Annotated in this window: 18 protein-coding genes; 6 read left to right on the top strand and 12 right to left on the bottom strand. The window is 63.1% G+C overall.

The window, feature by feature from the left end:
• The 6 genes from VQ045_RS17035 to VQ045_RS17010 all read right to left on the bottom strand — a co-directional run bounded on the left by VQ045_RS17035 (position 1) and on the right by VQ045_RS17010 (position 5,726).
• Positions 1 to 888: a branched-chain amino acid ABC transporter permease gene (locus VQ045_RS17035; RefSeq protein WP_327648168.1), complete on the bottom strand. Its 888-nt coding sequence runs from the start codon at positions 886 to 888 to the stop codon at positions 1 to 3.
• Positions 889 to 894: 6 nt separating this feature from the next.
• Positions 895 to 1,614: an ABC transporter ATP-binding protein gene (locus VQ045_RS17030; protein WP_331830949.1), complete on the bottom strand. Its 720-nt coding sequence runs from the start codon at positions 1,612 to 1,614 to the stop codon at positions 895 to 897.
• Positions 1,607 to 2,383, bottom strand: a complete 777-nt coding sequence (locus VQ045_RS17025; protein ID WP_442872841.1) for an ABC transporter ATP-binding protein — start codon at positions 2,381 to 2,383, stop codon at positions 1,607 to 1,609. Before VQ045_RS17025 ends, VQ045_RS17030 begins: the two co-directional genes overlap by 8 nt.
• A 64-nt stretch (positions 2,384 to 2,447) precedes the next feature.
• Positions 2,448 to 3,677 (bottom strand): ABC transporter substrate-binding protein, encoded by a 1,230-nt coding sequence (locus VQ045_RS17020; RefSeq protein ID WP_331830948.1) that lies wholly within the window; start codon positions 3,675 to 3,677, stop codon positions 2,448 to 2,450.
• A gap of 204 nt (positions 3,678 to 3,881) precedes the next feature.
• Complete coding sequence (locus tag VQ045_RS17015; protein ID WP_327648188.1) at positions 3,882 to 5,096, bottom strand: ABC transporter substrate-binding protein; 1,215 nt, start codon at positions 5,094 to 5,096, stop codon at positions 3,882 to 3,884.
• A 189-nt stretch (positions 5,097 to 5,285) separates the two neighbouring features.
• Complete coding sequence (locus VQ045_RS17010; protein WP_331830947.1) at positions 5,286 to 5,726, bottom strand: hypothetical protein; 441 nt, start codon at positions 5,724 to 5,726, stop codon at positions 5,286 to 5,288.
• A 207-nt stretch (positions 5,727 to 5,933) separates the two neighbouring features.
• On the opposite strand from VQ045_RS17010, the gene VQ045_RS17005 reads away from it, so the two are divergent.
• Together VQ045_RS17005 and VQ045_RS17000 are read left to right on the top strand one after the other, a co-directional pair.
• On the top strand, positions 5,934 to 6,395 hold the full coding sequence (locus VQ045_RS17005; protein WP_331830946.1) for a helix-turn-helix domain-containing protein: 462 nt from the start codon (positions 5,934 to 5,936) through the stop codon (positions 6,393 to 6,395).
• Positions 6,395 to 6,895 (top strand): DUF6456 domain-containing protein, encoded by a 501-nt coding sequence (locus VQ045_RS17000; protein WP_327648176.1) that lies wholly within the window; start codon positions 6,395 to 6,397, stop codon positions 6,893 to 6,895. The genes VQ045_RS17005 and VQ045_RS17000 overlap by 1 nt, the downstream gene beginning before the upstream one ends.
• 36 nt (positions 6,896 to 6,931) lie before the next feature.
• Here VQ045_RS17000 and VQ045_RS16995 read toward each other — a convergent pair whose 3' ends face one another.
• Both VQ045_RS16995 and VQ045_RS16990 read right to left on the bottom strand, forming a co-directional pair.
• Positions 6,932 to 7,354 carry a SufE family protein gene (locus tag VQ045_RS16995; protein WP_327625151.1) on the bottom strand — a complete coding sequence of 141 codons (423 nt, stop codon included), beginning with the start codon at positions 7,352 to 7,354 and terminating at the stop codon, positions 6,932 to 6,934.
• 188 nt (positions 7,355 to 7,542) lie between these two features.
• A complete protein-coding gene (locus tag VQ045_RS16990; RefSeq protein ID WP_327648177.1) occupies positions 7,543 to 8,061 on the bottom strand; it encodes a DUF5330 domain-containing protein in 519 nt (172 codons plus the stop codon).
• Between the two features lie 421 nt (positions 8,062 to 8,482).
• Here VQ045_RS16990 and VQ045_RS16985 point away from each other — a divergent pair, with 421 nt between their 5' ends.
• The 3 genes from VQ045_RS16985 to VQ045_RS16975 are packed head-to-tail and all read left to right on the top strand — an operon-like array spanning position 8,483 to position 11,397.
• Positions 8,483 to 10,297: a sensor histidine kinase gene (locus VQ045_RS16985; RefSeq protein ID WP_327625149.1), complete on the top strand. Its 1,815-nt coding sequence runs from the start codon at positions 8,483 to 8,485 to the stop codon at positions 10,295 to 10,297.
• A 40-nt stretch (positions 10,298 to 10,337) separates the two neighbouring features.
• On the top strand, positions 10,338 to 11,048 hold the full coding sequence (locus VQ045_RS16980; protein ID WP_327625148.1) for a peptidoglycan-binding domain-containing protein: 711 nt from the start codon (positions 10,338 to 10,340) through the stop codon (positions 11,046 to 11,048).
• A 16-nt stretch (positions 11,049 to 11,064) separates the two neighbouring features.
• Positions 11,065 to 11,397: a DUF1491 family protein gene (locus VQ045_RS16975; RefSeq protein WP_327625147.1), complete on the top strand. Its 333-nt coding sequence runs from the start codon at positions 11,065 to 11,067 to the stop codon at positions 11,395 to 11,397.
• An 81-nt stretch (positions 11,398 to 11,478) separates the two neighbouring features.
• Here VQ045_RS16975 and VQ045_RS16970 read toward each other — a convergent pair whose 3' ends face one another.
• From VQ045_RS16970 to VQ045_RS16955, 4 genes are all read right to left on the bottom strand, one after another.
• Positions 11,479 to 12,540 (bottom strand): hypothetical protein, encoded by a 1,062-nt coding sequence (locus tag VQ045_RS16970; RefSeq protein WP_331830945.1) that lies wholly within the window; start codon positions 12,538 to 12,540, stop codon positions 11,479 to 11,481.
• 371 nt (positions 12,541 to 12,911) lie between these two features.
• A complete protein-coding gene (locus VQ045_RS16965) occupies positions 12,912 to 13,535 on the bottom strand; it encodes a DUF1254 domain-containing protein (protein WP_327625145.1) in 624 nt (207 codons plus the stop codon).
• The gene (locus tag VQ045_RS16960) at positions 13,528 to 14,112 is read right to left on the bottom strand and encodes a DUF1214 domain-containing protein (RefSeq protein ID WP_327625144.1); all 585 of its coding nucleotides are present in this window, start codon (positions 14,110 to 14,112) and stop codon (positions 13,528 to 13,530) included. The genes VQ045_RS16965 and VQ045_RS16960 overlap by 8 nt, the downstream gene beginning before the upstream one ends.
• 156 nt (positions 14,113 to 14,268) lie before the next feature.
• Positions 14,269 to 16,422: a transglycosylase domain-containing protein gene (locus tag VQ045_RS16955; protein ID WP_327625143.1), complete on the bottom strand. Its 2,154-nt coding sequence runs from the start codon at positions 16,420 to 16,422 to the stop codon at positions 14,269 to 14,271.
• Between the two features lie 161 nt (positions 16,423 to 16,583).
• On the opposite strand from VQ045_RS16955, the gene VQ045_RS16950 reads away from it, so the two are divergent.
• Positions 16,584 to 17,060 (top strand): YcgN family cysteine cluster protein, encoded by a 477-nt coding sequence (locus VQ045_RS16950; protein ID WP_327625142.1) that lies wholly within the window; start codon positions 16,584 to 16,586, stop codon positions 17,058 to 17,060.
• The last annotated feature ends 369 nt before the right edge of the window (positions 17,061 to 17,429 follow it).

Raw genomic sequence — 17,429 nt, 5'->3', positions numbered from 1 at the left:
TCAGGCTTCCTTCCCGAACAGCCCGGCGGGGCGGACCATCAGCACGATCGCCATGATGACGAAGACGACGATGTTCGAGGCCTCGGGATAAAAGACCTTGGTCAAGCCCTCGAGAATGCCGAGGAGATAACCCGAAACAATCGCCCCGAGGATCGACCCCATGCCGCCGATGACGACGACAGCGAAGACGATGATGATCAGGTTCGAGCCCATCAGCGGGCTGACCTGGTAGACCGGCGCTGCGAGGACACCGGCCAGACCGGCGAGGCCTGCCCCGAGGGCGTAGGTCAGCGTCAAGAGCAGCGGGACGTTGACGCCGAACGCCTGGACGAGTTGGGGGTTCTCCGTCGCAGCCCTCAGGTAGGCGCCAAGCTTGGTCTTTTCGATCAACAGCCAAGTGGAGATGCAGATGACCAGCGAGGCGACGACGACGAAGCCGCGATAGTTCGGCAGGAACATGAAGCCGAGATTGGTGCCGCCGGACAGGAGCGCCGGCGTCGCATAGGGCTGGCCCGCCGCGCCGAAATAATAGCGGAAGGTGCCTTCGATGATCAGCGCGAGGCCGAAGGTGAAGAGCAGCCCGTAGAGATGGTCGAGATCATAAAGGCGCGACAGCATGGTGCGCTCGATAACGGCCGAGAGCATCGCGACGATCAGCGGCGCCAGGATCAACGCCGGCCAGAAGCCGAGGCCGGTGTAGAACAGGATCAGATAGGCGGTGAAGGCGCCGAGCATGTATTGGGCGCCATGGGCGAAGTTGATCACCCGCAGCAGTCCGAAAATGACCGCGAGCCCAAGGCTCAAGAGGGCGTAGAACGAGCCGTTGATGAAGCCGATCAGGAGCTGGCCGAGCAGCGCCGGGAGGGGAATGCCGAAGATCATGGTCATTTGGCGTTATACCCCCACCACTTCATGCAGCCTGTCCATTTTCGAATCGAGTTCCGACGTCGGGAAACTCTCGAGGATATGCCCGTCCTCCATCAGGAAGAAGCGGTCGGCGACCTTCCTGGCGAAGCGGAAATTCTGCTCGACCAGAAGCAGCGTCATGCCCTGCTTCTTCAGCTCCATCAAGACGTCGCCGATGCGCTGGATGATGACCGGCGCCAGACCCTCGGTCGGTTCGTCGAGAAGAATGATCCTCACCCCGGTGCGAAGAATGCGGGCGATGGCCAGCATCTGCTGCTCGCCGCCGGACAGCTTGGTGCCGGGGGAATTGCGCCGCTCTGCGAGATTGGGAAAGAGCTCGTAGATCTCTTCGACACTCATGCCGCCGTCCGCGACGCGCGGCGGAAGCATCAGGTTTTCCGAGACCGACAAGGTCGCGAAAATGCCGCGCTCCTCGGGGACATAGCCGATGCCGGCATAGGCGGTCTTGTGAACCGGAACCTTCATCATGTCCTGGCCGGCGATGCGGATCGCGCCTTCCCGCTTCGGCAGGAGATTCATGATGGCGCGCAGGGTGGTGGTTTTGCCGGCGCCGTTGCGGCCGAGCAGCGTGATCGTTTCGCCTTCGTGGAGATCGAGAGAGACACCATGCAGGACATGGCTTTCACCGTACCAGCCGTGGAGGTTCTCGACCTCGAGCAGGGGGGAAGCGCCGGACGGCTTACTCATCTTCGGTTCCCATATAGGCTTCGCGCACGCGCGGGTCGGAACTGACCGTCTCGTAGTCGCCCTCGGCGAGGATTTCGCCGCGCGCCAGCACAGTGACGTAATCGCACAGGTCGGCCACGACGTTGAGATTGTGCTCGACCATCAAGACCGTGCGGTCCTTGGCAATTCGCCGGATCAGGTCGGAGATGCGGCCGATGTCCTCGACGCCCATGCCGGCCATAGGCTCGTCGAACAGAAGCACCGGCGGGTCGAGGGCAAGCGTGGTCGCGAGTTCGAGCGCGCGTTTGCGGCCATAGGGGAGTTCCGCCGCGTCGAGCTCGGCATATTCGTCCAGGCCGACGGCCGCGATCAACTCGTAGGCGCGGTCGTTGAGCTGGTCGAGCGCGCTGTTGGAGCGCCAGAACTGGGTGCCGAGATGCGCCTTGCGCTGCAAAGCGACGCGGACGTTGTCGAGCACGGTCAGATGCGGGAACACCGCCGAGATCTGGAACGAGCGCACCAGCCCCAGCCGCGCGACATCGGCGGGTTTGAGGCCCGTAATATCCTTGCCGCGAAAGGTGATTTTTCCTTCGGTCGGCGTCAGGAACTTGGTCAGCAGGTTGAAGACGGTGGTCTTGCCGGCGCCATTGGGGCCGATCAGGGCGTGGATCGTATTTTCGCGGACGTCGAGATCGACGCCGTTCACGGCCTTGAAGCCGAAGAACTCCTTGGTGAGGCCGCGGGCGGAAAGAATCGCCTCCTGCGGGGAAACGCTCATCGGCGCATTCATCTCCTGTCGGGGGTCGGGGCCCTGGTGAGAGGGAGCCGGCGTTGCCGGACTCCCCGTCGACGAACTATTTGGCGGCGAAGGTCGCAAGGTCGCAGCCGCTATCCTCGACCGTTCCAAAGGCAACGTCTCCCGGCACGGTCGCAATTTCCTTGTACAGATCCCAAGGGCCGGTTGATTCATCCGGCGTCTTCACCTGGAAGAGGTACATGTCGTAGACCATGCGGCCGTTGGCGAGCACCTTGCCCTTTTTGGCGAACAGATCCTCGACCGGCATCTCGTGAAGTTTCTTCGCCACCGCCTCGGTCTCGTCGGTGCCGGCTTCCTTGACGGCCTTCAGATATTGCAGAACGGCCGAGTAGGTGCCGACATGGATCATGTTCGGCATCTTGCCGAATTTGTCCATGTAGCGCTTGGCAAAGGCGCGGTTCTCTTCACTCTGGTCCCAATACCATCCTTCGGTGAGGTTGAGGCCCTGGGCCGCCTCGCCGCCCAGTCCATGGACCTCGGACAGGGTGATCAGAAGCGCGGCGAGCTTCTGCCCGGCCTGGACGAGACCGAACTCCGTCGCCGCCTTGACCGCGTTCGCCGTGTCGAGTCCGGCATTGGCGAGTCCGATGACCTTGGCACCGGAACTCTGCGCCTGCAGCATGAAGGAGGAGAAGTCAGTGGTCGACAAGGGATGGCGGATATCGCCGAGGACCTTGCCGCCATTCGCCTCGATGACCTTGGTGGCCTCACCCTGCAGTGAATCGCCGAAGGTGTAATCGGCGGTGACGAAGAACCAGGTGTCGTCGCCGCCCCTGACCAGGGAGCCGGCCGTGCCTTGCGACAAGGCGCGGGTGTTGTATGCCCAGTGAAAACCGTAGGGACTACACTGTCCGCCGGTGATCTCGGTGGAGCCGCCACCGGTGGTGATGGTGATCTTCTTCTTCTCGCGCGACAGACCCTGGACGGCGAGCGCGACCGAGGATGTCGTCAGGTCCATGATGGCATCGACGTTCTGCACGTCATACCATTCGCGGGCGATGTTCGATCCGACATCCGCCTTGTTCTGGTGATCGGCCGAAATGAGTTCGATCGGCTTGCCGAGGACGGTGTCGCCGAAATCCTCGATGGCGAGCTCAGCCGCGACTACGGAGCCCTGGCCCGCTGTGTCGGCATAAACGCCCGACATATCATTGAGGATGCCGATCTTGACGGCGTCATCCGACACGTCTTGGGCTGTTGCCGGCCATGCGACAGCCGCAGCGAGGCTGGCGGCGAATGCTGTCGCGACGGGGCGCTTGGTCGTCATGGATCGGTCCTCCCAGTGAGCAAAAGCCCGGCCGTCGCCTCCCCGGCACGGCCGATGCGCATGTGCCATTGGACCGGTCGATGCGCCGGACTTCAAGCCCAAACTTTGCCTATTTCACATAGATCTGGGCAGTCGCGGCGCCCAAGCCGGCGCGGTCGGGAAGCAAAGCGCCGAAGCCTTGCCTCGCCGGCCGCGCCAAATGCGTCAGTTCTTGAAGCTGGCGACGTCGCAGCCGGAGTCTTCGACCGACAAGAAGGCTTCGCTACCGGGGACCGTGGAGATTTCCTTGTAGTAGTCCCACTCGCCCTTGGAATCGGCCGGTGCCTTTACCTCGAAGAGGAACATGTCATAGACCATCCGGCCATTCTCCTGCACCTTGCCGGACTTGGCGAAGACGTCTTCGACCGGCATCTCGTGCAGCTTGGCGGACACCGCGTCGGTGGCGTCGGTGCCGGCGGCCTCGACGGCCTTGAGGTACTGGGTGACCGCCGAATAGGTGCCGGCATGAATCATGTTCGGCCGGCTACCCGTCCGCTTCATCAGGCGATCGGCAAATTCGCGGTTCTCGTCGCTCTGATCCCAATACCAACCCTCGGTGAGGTTCAGCCCTTGCGCCGCCTCGAGCCCGAGGCCGTTGACCTCAGCCAGGGTGAAAAGCAGGCCGGCGAGCTTCTGGCCAGCCTGAACGATGCCGAATTCAGCCGCGCCCTTGATCGCGCTGGCCGTATCGAGGCCGGCATTGGCGAGGCCGATGACCTTGGCGCCGGAACTCTGCGCCTGCAGGAGGAAGGAGGAGAAGTCGGTAGTGCCGAGCGGATGGCGAACCGCGCCGAGGACTTCACCGCCGTTTTCCTTGACGAAATTGCCGGTCTGCTCTTCCAGCGAATAGCCGAAGGCATAGTCGGCGGTCAGGAAGAACCAGCTGTCGCCGCCGGCCTTCACCAACGCGCCGCCGGTGCCGACGGCCAGGGCATGGGTGTCGTAGACCCAATGGAAGCCATAGGGGCTGCACTGCTTGCCGGTCAGTTCCGTGGTCGCGGCGCCGGTCACGATGGTGATCTTCTGCTTTTCGCGCGACAGGCCCTGGACGGCGAGGGCGACGGACGATGTCGTCAGCTCCATGATGGCGTCGACATTCTGCACGTCGTACCATTCGCGCGCGATGTTGGAGGCGATATCGGCCTTATTCTGATGGTCGGCCGAGATGAGTTCGACCGGCTTGCCGAGAACCTCGCCACCGAAATCCTCGATCGCCATCTTCGCCGCTTCGACCGACGACTGACCGCCGAAATCGGCATAAACGCCGGACTGGTCGTTCAAGATGCCGATCTTGACGACATCGTTCGAGATTTCCTGCGCGCCAACGGTGGCCGGCAGAAGCGCGGCGGACGCGACGGAGCCGGCGAGTAGCAATTTCATCATACGCATTTCGGTAATCCTCCCATACAAACGCAAACGACCAGGCCAGCCGGCATTGGAGCCGGAAGCAATAACCTGACCTTGCGGTTGGATGTGGTTGTGAAGCAGCGACGGGAGCCCTGTCAAGAAATGCAGGCGGCAGTCATCTAAGCCGTTCGTCGTAGATCGAGACCGTGCTGGGCGTCGGAATTACCGCGTCGGCGGGCCGTTCGGCTGACGGGCGACGGCGCGACGAAAGCGCTGGTTTTTCGAGCGGCCGGAGCCCGGTGCCGTCTCGCGCAGCTGCCAGGATCGCCCGCCCTCTAGCCACCGGGCAAGGCGCATGACCGCAATGTGCCGGTTGATGTCGTAGCGGGGGTCGTGGCGTCGGGCGAGACGCGCCAGCAGGCCGAGCTCTCCGCGAACCCCAGCGCGCAAGGTGTCCGCTTCCACTGCCGGTATACTGGCGGCGTCGTCCTTGGCCACGGCATCCGACCGCGTCCGATGCTCCAGGCCGAACCGGCGCAGCAGCATCGCGAGTTCGAGGCGGGAGAGATCGCGCTGTTCCTCGCGTCGCCGTGCCTCGGCATGGCTCCGGGCAGCTCCTTCGAGCGCGGCCGTGAGGGGAGAAAGGTCGAGATGCCTGGTCATGCGGACGCTCCGGTGAGTAGTCCGCAAAGAGTCCGGCAATTGGTGGGGGCGGGGATAAAATCCTCTAATCTGGGCTGGCGGGTGGGCGATTAACCCTAATATTTAGAGGGTTTTTCTGCGCATCGCTGAGTGAAATAGGAATTATTTCCCCTTTTGGCAGTGGTGGCCTATAGACGGATTGTCGCCGCCAACAGGAGGTCAAACGCGATGCAGTCCTTTTCCGCAGACCGGGTTTCCACCCGACCGTTGCACCTACCTCCTGTCGCCCGCGGCGATGCGGGGCAGGGGGAAGCCGAGGCAGGCCGCGTTACCGGGATCGATCACCAGGCGGTTTCGCGCACCTGCTGGTTGGCAAGGGAAATCGCCGGCGCCTTCTTCGCCATCCCCGTCCGGGAGATCGAACGGCCCGGCCGGGCGATCGCCAGCGTATGCGAGGCCCGGCACGTCGCCATGTATCTGGCCCATGTCGCCTTCCAGATTCCCTTGTCCGCGATAGCCGAGGGGTTCGGACGCGACCGCACGACGATTGCCTATGCCATTCGCCGCATCGAGGATCGACGCGACGATCAGGCGTTCGATTCCGCTGTCGAGCGCTTGGAAGGCCTGGCACACGCGGTCCGCGCGGCGCTCGAAACATGCGATCAGCGATGTGTGCGGGGAGATGCCTGATGGCGGCCTTTGCAGGCTACAATCCAAACGAGTCCCCTTTGGCGCGGCTGACCCAGCGACGCGGCAAGGGCGGCGAGCCGTTCCTGGCCGAGGCGGAAGCGCTGGCAGGGGAACGGCTGCGGGTCGATTTTACGCGTGGTCAGTTGATGCCCGGGACCACGCAACGTTGGGACGGCCAGCCCCGCGAAAAGGGGAGCCGGCGCGGTGCGGGCGACTTGTCGGATTCGGCGATCGACGCGCGGCAACGGGTTGATGCCGCGATCAAGGCCGTCGGGCCCGAACTCGCGGGCGTTCTCCTCGACATCTGCTGCTTCCTGAAGGGACTGGAAACCGTCGAGCGGGAACGGCAATGGCCAGCGCGCTCCGCCAAACTGCTGCTGAAAGCCGGCCTCGGTGTTCTGGCTCGCCATTACGGGCTGGCCGGGAGCGCCACGTCCCGTTCTTCGCGCATCCGGCAGTGGGGAACGGAGGATTACCGGCCGACAATCAGCGGCCGGTGAATATCCGGCGCCGGGCGCAACGAATGGCGGCGAGGCTCAGGCGGCGGCGAGAGCCTGCCGCGCATCGTCCTTGATCCGCGCAACCATCGAACGGAGGCCGTTGGAGCGCTGCGGTGTCAGATGGTCCTGCAATCCCAGTCGCGCAAAGGTCGCCTCGGCGTCGGCCTCCAGAATCTCGGGCGCGGTACGACCGGAGAAAAGCGCGAGGGCGATGGCGACAAGACCGCGAACGATATGGGCGTCGGATTCACCGAGGAACGACAGACGGGGCGGGCTGGCATCGTCGGTTTGAGTGGTCAGCCAGACCTGACTGACGCAGCCGCGAACCTTGTTGGCCTCGTTGAGTTCAGCCTCCGGCATCGCCGGCAGCGAACGCCCGAGCTCGATCAGATAGCGGTACCGGTCTTCCCAATCGTCGAGGAACTCGAAATCAGCGGTGATGTCTTCGATCGTCGGCATTCTTTCTCCCGAGCGGCCCTCGATCACGATGACATAGGATCGATTCGATCCGATGTCATGACGATGATCGATTCCAGTCAGTCAGCGCGAAATGCAAGCGGGAAACCGGTTCCCACATTTCCTCATTCCGCGCGAGGTACCGTTCGTGTCGGACGGCACGCTGGATATAAGGCTATGGGAGGTCGATGTCAGGTGCGGGGCGCCGAACGTGGGATCGGCAGACGCGCCAGGGCGCCATGTCCGGGAATCTCGGCGGATGGAAGCAAGACATGCCGCGCATTCGCCGGGTCATCGAGGCGGGGCATGCCGACAGGCTGGCTCGCTTCCGTTGCGCGGGACGATGCGAGCGACAGGGCGCGGTCGACCGCGCCGGTGACGATCGCGTCCGGATATCGTGAGAGCGGGGAAGCTGCCGAATTCCCGGAGGCGGGACTGCCATCTCGCTCTGCCTCGACGAAATTATAGGCGAGGGCAATTCCGTCTCCGATCCGCTCGCCGGCAAAACGGGCCAGATTGCCGCCCGCATCGCATGCCGCCGGTGCCCGGTCGCAAAAGTTGGACAAGTCAGCGATCGCCGCCTGGGCGCCGACAAAAGTGGAAAAGACGTCGACCTGATTTCGGCCGGCATCGTCGCCCTGGCCGTCGCCCGGAAGAAGCATCGCCACGATGCCGAGAAAGAACGCTGATTTCAGAATGAACCGGATCATCAAATTGCCTCTGGACGCTTGCCGGTGAGGGCTGGATATTTAGGCCCGGTCGGTTGCGTTTCGTGAAGGCATAATGCCGACGGGGGACAAAGGCTGCGTTGAAACTGCGAGACATGTTTGATTCAAATTTTACGGATTGCGGATCCCGCGGCTTGTCCACAGCTTCTTTCGAGGGATGCTCGCCCTACGATCGCGGCTGTTTCGCGTGAGGGCGACGGTTCTGTCGCGAAGCATTAACCATAACGGCAATCATCAAGGTCCGAATCTGCCTTTGGCCCGGTAATCCTGGCCGCAGGCGGCGTCGGCGGCGGCATGGTTTATGGCTTCCTTAAACGGTGGTCCGCATTATCGCGATCAAGCCACTGGGTCCGGCATTTTCACAATGGTGGACCCAAGAGGCAAGGCGAATGCGAGTGCGTGTATGACAGAGGCGTCGAACAACGGTCGGGCAGTGGCGGCGCCGGCCGGCGCCATGTCGCAGCTTCGCGAACGGTTGGACGAGCTCGTTGCGGCCAAGGTCCTTGTTCCAAGCGAGCGCCGCCTCCAGGGACGAGCGATCGGTGCGCTCATTGTCGCCGGTCTCCTCATGGCGATGGCTTCGCCAGTGCTCGCCGTGCTTCAGGCCGGTGCTCTCGCCGCCGCGACTCCGATGATCATCGCGAGCCTGACTCTGGCTGCCGCGGCCTATCTCTCGGCAACCGGCGCGCTGGATCATGTGGCCTGGCTCGTCGGCACACTTCTTTCCATAACACTCGGGCTGATCGCCTACGCGGTCGAAGCCCCGCTCGCGGCCTGGCTTCTGGTGCTGGCGATCGCGCCGGGGGAGGCGGCTATCGCGGGACGGCGCAAGCTGGCTCTTGGTCTCGCCGGCTCGGCGGCGACCGTTGCCGGCTCGGCGGTGATGCTTGCGGAGAGCGCATCGACGATCCAGCCTGCGGACCTCGCGTCGGCCGTGCTGTTACTCGCCTATGTCGCGACAGTGGCCCGCAGGAGCGCGAAGCGCCCTGCACAGGAGGGACATCCGGCGGGGACATCGGTTCATCCGATGGCCGATGCCGCCGAGCTATTCGGCGCGGCGATGGTGAGCCTCGACGTCGAGGGAAGGATCGTCTTTGCCTCGAAGGGCGCGCGTACGCTGTTTTCGGAAAATGGCGGGAGTATCGAGGGGCTGCGGCTCCTCGACAGCGTGCTGGTGGCCGATCGTATCGCCTTTTTGAAGGCGATGGCCGACGCCAAGACGGACGGCCGCGGCTCTCGCGTCGAAGGGCGGCTTCGCCGCCCGGACGGACAATATGTCCCGGCCGTCATGCGGTTCCTAGTCGCCACGGCGGCCGATGATCGGGCGGCTCTGGTCCACATCGCCATGACGCTCGCCGTCGAAGAAGGCAAGGTGGCACAGGGGCTGCAGGTGGCGCTCGATGCCGCGCACCAATCATCTGCCGCCAAGAGCCAGTTCCTGGCAGCCGTCAGCCACGAGCTCCGCACCCCCCTCAACGCCATTATCGGTTTCTCCGATATTCTGGATCAAGAATTCTTCGGCGGGTTCGAGAGCGAACGGCAGAAGGAATATGTCGGCCTCATCCGCCAATCGGGCCAGCATCTGCTGTCGGTCGTGAACTCACTGCTCGACGTCTCCAAGATCGAGGCCGGTCGATACGAGCTGACGCCCGAGCCGTTTTCAATGGACGAAGCGGTCATCACCGCCGCCGGCGTCGTGCGCGAGGAAGTACGACGCAAGGGCCTGCGACTGGACGTGCGTTCCAGCTGCCAGGGCGAGACGATCATCGCCGACCAGCGTGCCTGTCACCAAATACTTCTGAACCTCTTGTCGAACGCGGTGAAGTTCACGGATTCGGGCGTTATCACGCTCGAAAGCCAGATCGATGCCGGAGCGATCGAGCTTTCGGTGAGCGATACCGGCATCGGGATCGCCGAAGCGGATATAGAGCGGCTAGGCCGACCCTTTACCCAGCTGTCTTCCGGGCCAGCGCGTCGCTATCAAGGCACGGGGCTCGGGCTTTCCCTGGTGAAAGGCTTGGCGGAATTGCATGGTGGCGCCATGACCATTCGCAGTCAGCCAGGGATCGGCACGATGGTGACCGTGCGGCTGCCGACCGACTGCACTCGACGAACAGACAAGTCACAGTCTCTCAAGGAAAATATTGTAGCACTCAGTGATGCCCGTACAAAAACGACACCCCAACCGAAAACCCCCGCGACGCGGCGCACGGCCTAGCTTCGGCGGTCGACTTCTGTCGTTCGGAAAACGCGGCGTGATGGCGGCGGCCGCCGGCGTCTGGCGGCGTCCGGCGTTATCTGCCGGGCTGACGGCCTTCGGCGTGTTGTTCGCAGGAATGGCCGGCAATGCGATCTATGGCCAGGCTGGGCCGCACCCCAGCCCGATCCTGGCCACGCGGGGCGGGGCCGAGGGTATAGAGCGCCCGCGCCTGGCGAACACGCACGGATTGATGCCGGTTCCGCTCGTTCGGGAGGTTCAGGCCGGACTTACTGCAATCGGTCACTACCGTGCGCCCGTCGACGGAAAGCCTGGCCCCGCGACGGAAGCCGCGATCCGCGACTTTCAGAAGGCGCATGGGCTGACAGCCGACGGGGCGGCAACGCCGCTGCTGCTCGCGCAGATCAGACAGGCTTCGGCGGATGCGCCCAACCCCTCGCGGCGACCGGACGAATTCGCCAGCCTCGACGAACGGATGGGCGGCAGCTCCGGCATGGCCGACGGTTCAGCGGAAATTCCAGAGGGATTGGCTGAATCCGGACTTGCCGCGCTCGACCAGGACGAACTCGTGCGCCGTATCCAGGCCGGCCTGACGGCGGCACAGGTCGCCGAACTCTCGTCTGACGGAATTCCCGGTGAGCGGACGCGGGCCGCCATCCGTACCTTCGAGGCCCTGGAGGGGCTGGAGATTACCGGCTCGCCGGATGCTCGGATTCTCGAGCGTCTGATCGAGATTGGCGCAGTCGATTGAGGTCCGTGCCGTAGCGATGCGCATAACCAGCGAACTCTTTGTGGCGCAACTCGTCCGCCGCCTGTTCGCCGCTGGCGGATTTGCCGTGGTGGCTCGTAAGGGGGCCGATTCGGCCGGCGCGATCTACGTGGTGACGCGGAATCGCGCCGGGGAGATCCAGCTTTTCGGGCCGGCGGTTCAAAGCCTCAACGACGACAGCGGCCTGCGGCAATTCATGCCGGAACCGGTCGATGACGAGGCCGCGCTTGAAGCGCGTTTTGCGCGTGAGGCCAGATTCGACCCGGATTTCTGGGTGGTCGAAATCGAAACGGACGACGCGCCGACCTTTCTCCAGATCGTCGAAGGCTGACCCGTATCGACGGGCGTGCCTGTCGCTGACGGCAAATGGCCAGCGCGGAATCACGGCGGGAAGATCGTCAGTCGTCAGGCGTCAGCGTTTGGTGCCGAGTTGCTCGGTTCTGGACGGTAGCACGCGACGCCGGCCGAAGGCGGGGCGAGGGGCCGAGGCTTCAATTCTCGGTTCAAGGTCCGTGTATTGGCGCTGGTGGGTGGCCGGCTTGCGTGCGGGGGGCGCGGAGGAAAGTCCGAAGCGGCCGCGACACGCATCGACGTCGAGGTCTCGATAGGCGGACTTCATCGCGGTGAAGGCGGCAATGTCCAGGCCGATCCGCGGTTTCAGCAGCATGATGATCGTCAAGGCGTCAGCGGGACCCACGCTGATCGCCTTCAAAGCCGCAGCGAGGATCTCGCCGGTCGGATCGTCGATGATCTCCCGCATGCGAGGAGCCGTGAGTGTCAGCATGAGCGCGAGGCCATCATAGGCCAATTGCTTGCATCCGGACCGTGCCATTTCGACGACGCCGACGACCGTTGTCGGGGCGCTGGCCTCGGGCTTGACGAGATGCTTTCCGGGTTCAGCCAAGCGAAGCAGGGTGGCGCGCGCCGCGCTCACATTCGCTGGCTCGCCCGTGTGCGATTTGGGCGCGACGTTCTCGTCGGCGGCGGCGACGTTTGCCGCTTCCTTTTTCGCTGCGTCCAAGGGGGCGATCGTGCGAGCAGGCACGGCGGCCGGGACGGCTGCCTCGGCAAGCTGTGAGAGCGTCGCTTGTTCGGCCGCTCGCCGACGGTCCAGGATACGTTGCAGCTTCGGGCTGGACCTTTTGGCGAGCGTCTCGATATCGTCAGCCGTCAGGCAGGGGCTCGCCAAGAGGAATGGCGCCGCAGTGACGATGGGGGCGGCGATGAGTTTTTCGACGATGCATCGCGGAACCCGCGGGGACTGGGAGAGTGCTGCCGCGAGGGCGCGTTTCGTCTTGGTACCGATCTTGTCCCAGGCCGGGGCGACGAGCCGACCGAATTCGTGCGCCTGCCGCTCGCTCGGATTGCGATGGGCGGCAAAGCTTGCGACGGCGGCAGCCACGATCGTGTCGAAACCGCCTTGGCCGGCCTCCTTTTCGAGCGATCGAAAAATGCTCGGCACGACGTCCTTCATGGGACTCCTGGATGGTTGATCAATGGTTTCCTCGCCGCGAAGAATTACGCAAGATTTCTTAGCAAGCTGTTAACCCTCCTGGGGTCTGCTCTCGCAAGGAGGCCGGCGAGCAACGCGCCGGTGCCGATCAAGTCGGCCAGCCAGAAGGGAAGCGGACCGTGACAGTCGTTCTGAAATTTGTGCCCCGTGGCCCGGCCCCGGCACGCCGGCGAAACGAAATCCGCTCGCGTGAATCAAAGGGCGAGATCATCCTTTTGCCCTGTATTCGTCGTGAATCGCTCGACGCGGCAAGACATCGCTTCGACCGGCACGTCACGAGACCGTGATAAGAAGCGATCGGCATGACGATCGCTTGAGGAGGGCGGTCGGGGTCAGCTGTCGCGATTGTCCGGGCGGCTCGCCACCGCCGGTTCGATTGGCTCACATCGCAGTGAATTGACGAAGGCTCTGGCAGAGGGGCGTTTGCTTTCCTCATCGACCAGGACGCGAATGGTCATGTAGCCTTCGCTCAGGTCGAGTTCCACCGGGATCGTGGTCTCCTCGGTGTCCGGGCCAAGATCGGCATTGAACTCGACGATCTGTTCCTTGCTTCCGACGAGAAGATTGAACATGCCGTCAACGGCCGACCGGTCGTTGATGCTGTAGAGATTGTCGCCGCGCCGGTCGTAGATCGAGGCCGACCAGAAGGGGCTCTCGTCATAGTTGGCAAGGATGCGAACGGGTCCTTTCGCGACCGAGAAGCGGCAACTCGCGGTGACGAATGCGGGGTCGACAAAGGCGAAATCCTGCCGGTCCGACCCCAGCATCGGCGCGATCACGTCCGATCCGGCGCTGCGCAAGGGTTCGACGCTGACGATATCGTAAATTTGCCCAAGGTTGGAGAAACGTGCCCACGCATTGTTTCCCGCGACGTGCGGCATGGCGAAAATCACGGCAATGTGGACGATAACCGCGCCCACCAGGCCGATCGCGACGGCAAGAAGCGGCTTACCCATCGAAGCAGGTCTCCAATTCGATATCGGGCAAGGAAAGACTGTCGACGCCGCTGGATGCGCTGGCGGGAGTGTCATACAGCGCCAGTGCAAGGACGAGCGGCCCTTGACCGGACGTGGCGAGCCAGTTGCCGGCTCTGGCCATAGGGCCGATCGCGACCATGAAGGAATTGTCCTCGGCCCGCATGAGATTGTGCGAGGTCAGCCAGCCAGCCCTGCCGGTGCCGGGCTGGATCAGCCGGCCCTCCGGCGTATACGGGGAGAGTGTCCAGATCCGGGTGGGCGGAGTTTGTCCGGCAATCCTATATTGGCATTGGCGGCGCAGCGGTCGATCCGCACCGTCTCGGTCAGCAGTGAACAAGATGCCTTCGCCAATGCCAAGCGTCAGATTGCCTACCCGCGCCAAACGCGCCTTGGAATAGGGGTCGGCGTCGGGAGAGCCGGCAAATGGATTGGCCGCCCAAGGGCCTACCGTCACGGTGCCGATCTCCGCCGATTCATCCAACGCCCAGTTCGCCGACCAGCCACCGAGGCCGAGCGCGATGGCCAGGGCAATCAGGACGAGGAGGGTGTAACGCATAAGCCAATTATCCGGTCCGATAGATCACGATGAAACAGGACCGAGTCGATCCGATTTCATGAAGGCGATCAATTCCAGTCAGTGAGCGCAGAATGCGGGCGGAAAACCGGTTCCCACTTTTCCTCATTCGGCGCGAGGTCTGAAGCTCCTGGAAGCTTATTGCCGCGCCGGGGCCGCATCGGCCGCCGATCGCGCCGCTGCCAGTTGATCGGGCTCAAGCGGCGGCAAGGTTTCGAGTCGCTCGGCAATGTCGGCCAGGACATCCTCCGCGGCTTTCCTGAGCGTCTGTGGGCCGCGGGCAGCGGGCGCGTCGCCATCGGCCGCGGCAACCTCGCGCTTTTCGTCCGGGAAGGGGTTGTCGATGAACGGGATTGGCTTCAATTCGATATTCTGGTGGGCCGCCTCCATGAAGCGTTGCCAAGTCATTGCGGGTAGCGAGCCGCCCGTCAAATTGTTGGTCGGCTTGAAGCTGTCGTTGCCGAACCAGACGGCAGCACTGAAATTACCGGTGTAGCCGACGAACCAGCCGTCCCGATAACTCTGCGTCGTACCGGTCTTGCCGCCCACACGGGTCATCGAAAGCTGTGCCCGCCTCGCCGTGCCGCGCTCGGTGACGCCGACCAGCATTTCGTTCATCGACTTGGTTGCTTCCTCGCTGAGCACACGGCGACGCGGCGGCAGATCATTCCGCACGTCCCAGAGCGTCTTCCCCGACGCATCCGAAAGCTGCGTGATCGCGTGACGTCGGGTCTCCATGCCGCCATTGACGAAGACACCGTAGGCTGTGGCCTGGTCGAGGACCGTCACTTCGCTCGTCCCGAGCGCCATCGTCTTGTCGCCACGCAGAGGGGATTCCACACCCATCGCCTTCGCTGTGGCGGTCACGGCGTCCATGCCGACTTTCTGGCTGAGCTTGACGGCCGGCACGTTCAGTGAGCGCGCGAGTGCATTGGCCAGCGTCACCCGGCCGGCAAACGACCGGCCGTAGTTTTGCGGTGACCAATTGCCGATGGTGACGGGGCTGTCGACGATAGTATCTTCCGGCTTCATTCCGGCCTGCATCGCCGCGGCATAGATGAAAGCCTTAAACGAGGAACCCGGCTGCCGCAGCGCCCTCGTCGCGCGGTTGAACTGCGAGATTCCGTAGTCTCTTCCGCCGACCACGGCGCGCACGCCGCCATCGTCACCAAGCACCACCATCGCGGCTTCCTCGACGGCGTATTTCGTGCCGAACTGCCGCAGGTGGTATTCGACTGCCTCGTCCGCGAGTTGCTGAAGCCTCAGGTCGATCGTGGCGCGGGCGATAAAATTGCGCTGCTTCAGGCCGCTGTCACGGGCGATCTGCTGGACCTCCTCGAAGGCATAATCGAGGAAGTAGTCGGGCGACTGCGTCACCGAACGGTCAACGGAGATGGCTGGTTGCCGACGAGCGGCCACGACCTGACCCTCGGTGACAAAGTTGGCCTGGACCATATTGGTCAGCACCTCGTTCGCACGAGCGCGGGCCGCCGGCAGATTGATGTGAGGAGCGTATTTGGCGGGAGCCTTGAAGAGACCCGCAAGCATCGCGGCCTCGGCCATCGAGACGTCGCGGATGTTCTTGTCGAAATAGAATTCGGCTGCCGCGGCCGCGCCGAAGCTGCCGCCGCCCATATAGGCGCGGTCGAGATACATCGCGAGAATTTCGCGTTTGGTCAGGTGGGATTCCAGCCAGAGGGAGATGAACGCCTCCTTGATCTTGCGATCCAGGGTCCGCTCATTCGACAGGAACAGGTTCTTGGCCAACTGCTGGGTGAGGGTGGAGCCGCCCTGCACAACGCCGCCGGCGCGTGCGTTTTCCGACAGAGCCCGACCGAGACCGAACAGGTCGATTCCCCAATGCTCAAAGAATCGCCGATCTTCGGTCGCTAGCACCGCCTTGACGAACGAATCGGGCAATTCATCGATCGGCACCTCCGCTGACCTAAGCACGCCGCGTCGCCCGATCTCATCCCCGTGACGATCCAGGAACAGCACCGAGAAGTCGGTTTCTTGCGGCAGTCCCTTGGCGGTGACCTTCATCGCCGGTTGCGCGAGCGCCAAAAGCAGGACGAAACCCGCCAGGCCGAGGGTCATTCCTTCTCCGGCGACCTCGAAAACGAACCGGTTGAAGCCGCGCGCCCGGAACTTGCGTGAGACGATTGTGACGTTTTCCCACCACGCGGCGAAGGCGCGGAAAAATCGCCACAGGCTGGAGTCGATCCAGGCATCGATCTCGATCAATCGCGACGGCTGCCGGCGCCGGGGAGTTCTGTTCGAGGAGTTCTGCAACTTCAACCTGTCACTGTTGGCGGGGGCCAGCGGCCCGTCGTAGCGACGACAAAGCGTGCCGCCCGCGAACCCCGGTTACCAACGTCCCTTTAGAAAACCCTGTCATTCCCATATACCTAGGCCACATGAAAAAGTCGCGAGAAAGGTCAGACATTTCGCCCATGCGTGATTTCGGCAACAAGCCTTTTTGGCGTGAGAAACCGCTTGAGGCGATGAGCTCGCAGGAGTGGGAATCGCTGTGCGACGGCTGCGGACGCTGCTGCCTGAACAAGCTGGAAGACTGGGATACCGGCGAGATCGCGTGGACGAATGTGAGTTGTCAGCTGCTCGACGGACACGCATGCCGGTGCCGCGATTATGAGAACCGGCAAGCCACCGTGCCCGATTGCGTCGCGCTCGATGTGGAAAAGGTGCGTGAGCTGACCTGGCTGCCTCCGACCTGCGCCTATCGCCTGGTGGGCGAGGGGCGCGATCTCTACTGGTGGCATCATCTGTTATCCGGCGATCGAGAGACCGTGCATGAAGCCGGCATATCGGTGCGCGACCGTACGGTCAGCGAAGTGGGGATCGAACTGGAGGACTACGAAGAGTACGTGGCGGAATGGCCCGGGACGAACCCGATGGACGATGCGGCTTGAACAGGTTCGATCGGAAATATGAAAATATTCCTTGACACCGTCACGGTGGTTTGCTAGCTTTCACATACAGTCGAGAAATTGCGGGCGGCGGGGTCTTCACCCCAGCCGCCTTTTCTGTGGAGTATCCTTGATATCCTGCCGAATATCCCGGTAGATGAGAGGGAAGCGGAACATGGTGAAGCTGCCATCGGATCGGCTCTTGGCTCTCCTGACGCGTGAGATCGACGTCTTCGAAATCGCGATAAAGGAATATAAACCGCATATTATACTTGCCATACCCACATCGATCGACTATATAGGAGTCACAAGGAGTTAGATCGATGTCCGTCCTTTCAGACCGCCACTTCCACGACGAAGCCGCCGCCTACC

Source organism: Aurantimonas sp. E1-2-R+4 (genome assembly GCF_036549515.1).
Taxonomy (GTDB): domain Bacteria; phylum Pseudomonadota; class Alphaproteobacteria; order Rhizobiales; family Rhizobiaceae; genus Aurantimonas; species Aurantimonas coralicida_A.
Note: the sequence above shows the minus strand (reverse complement) of the source record. Positions and strands in the feature narration are given on the sequence as shown.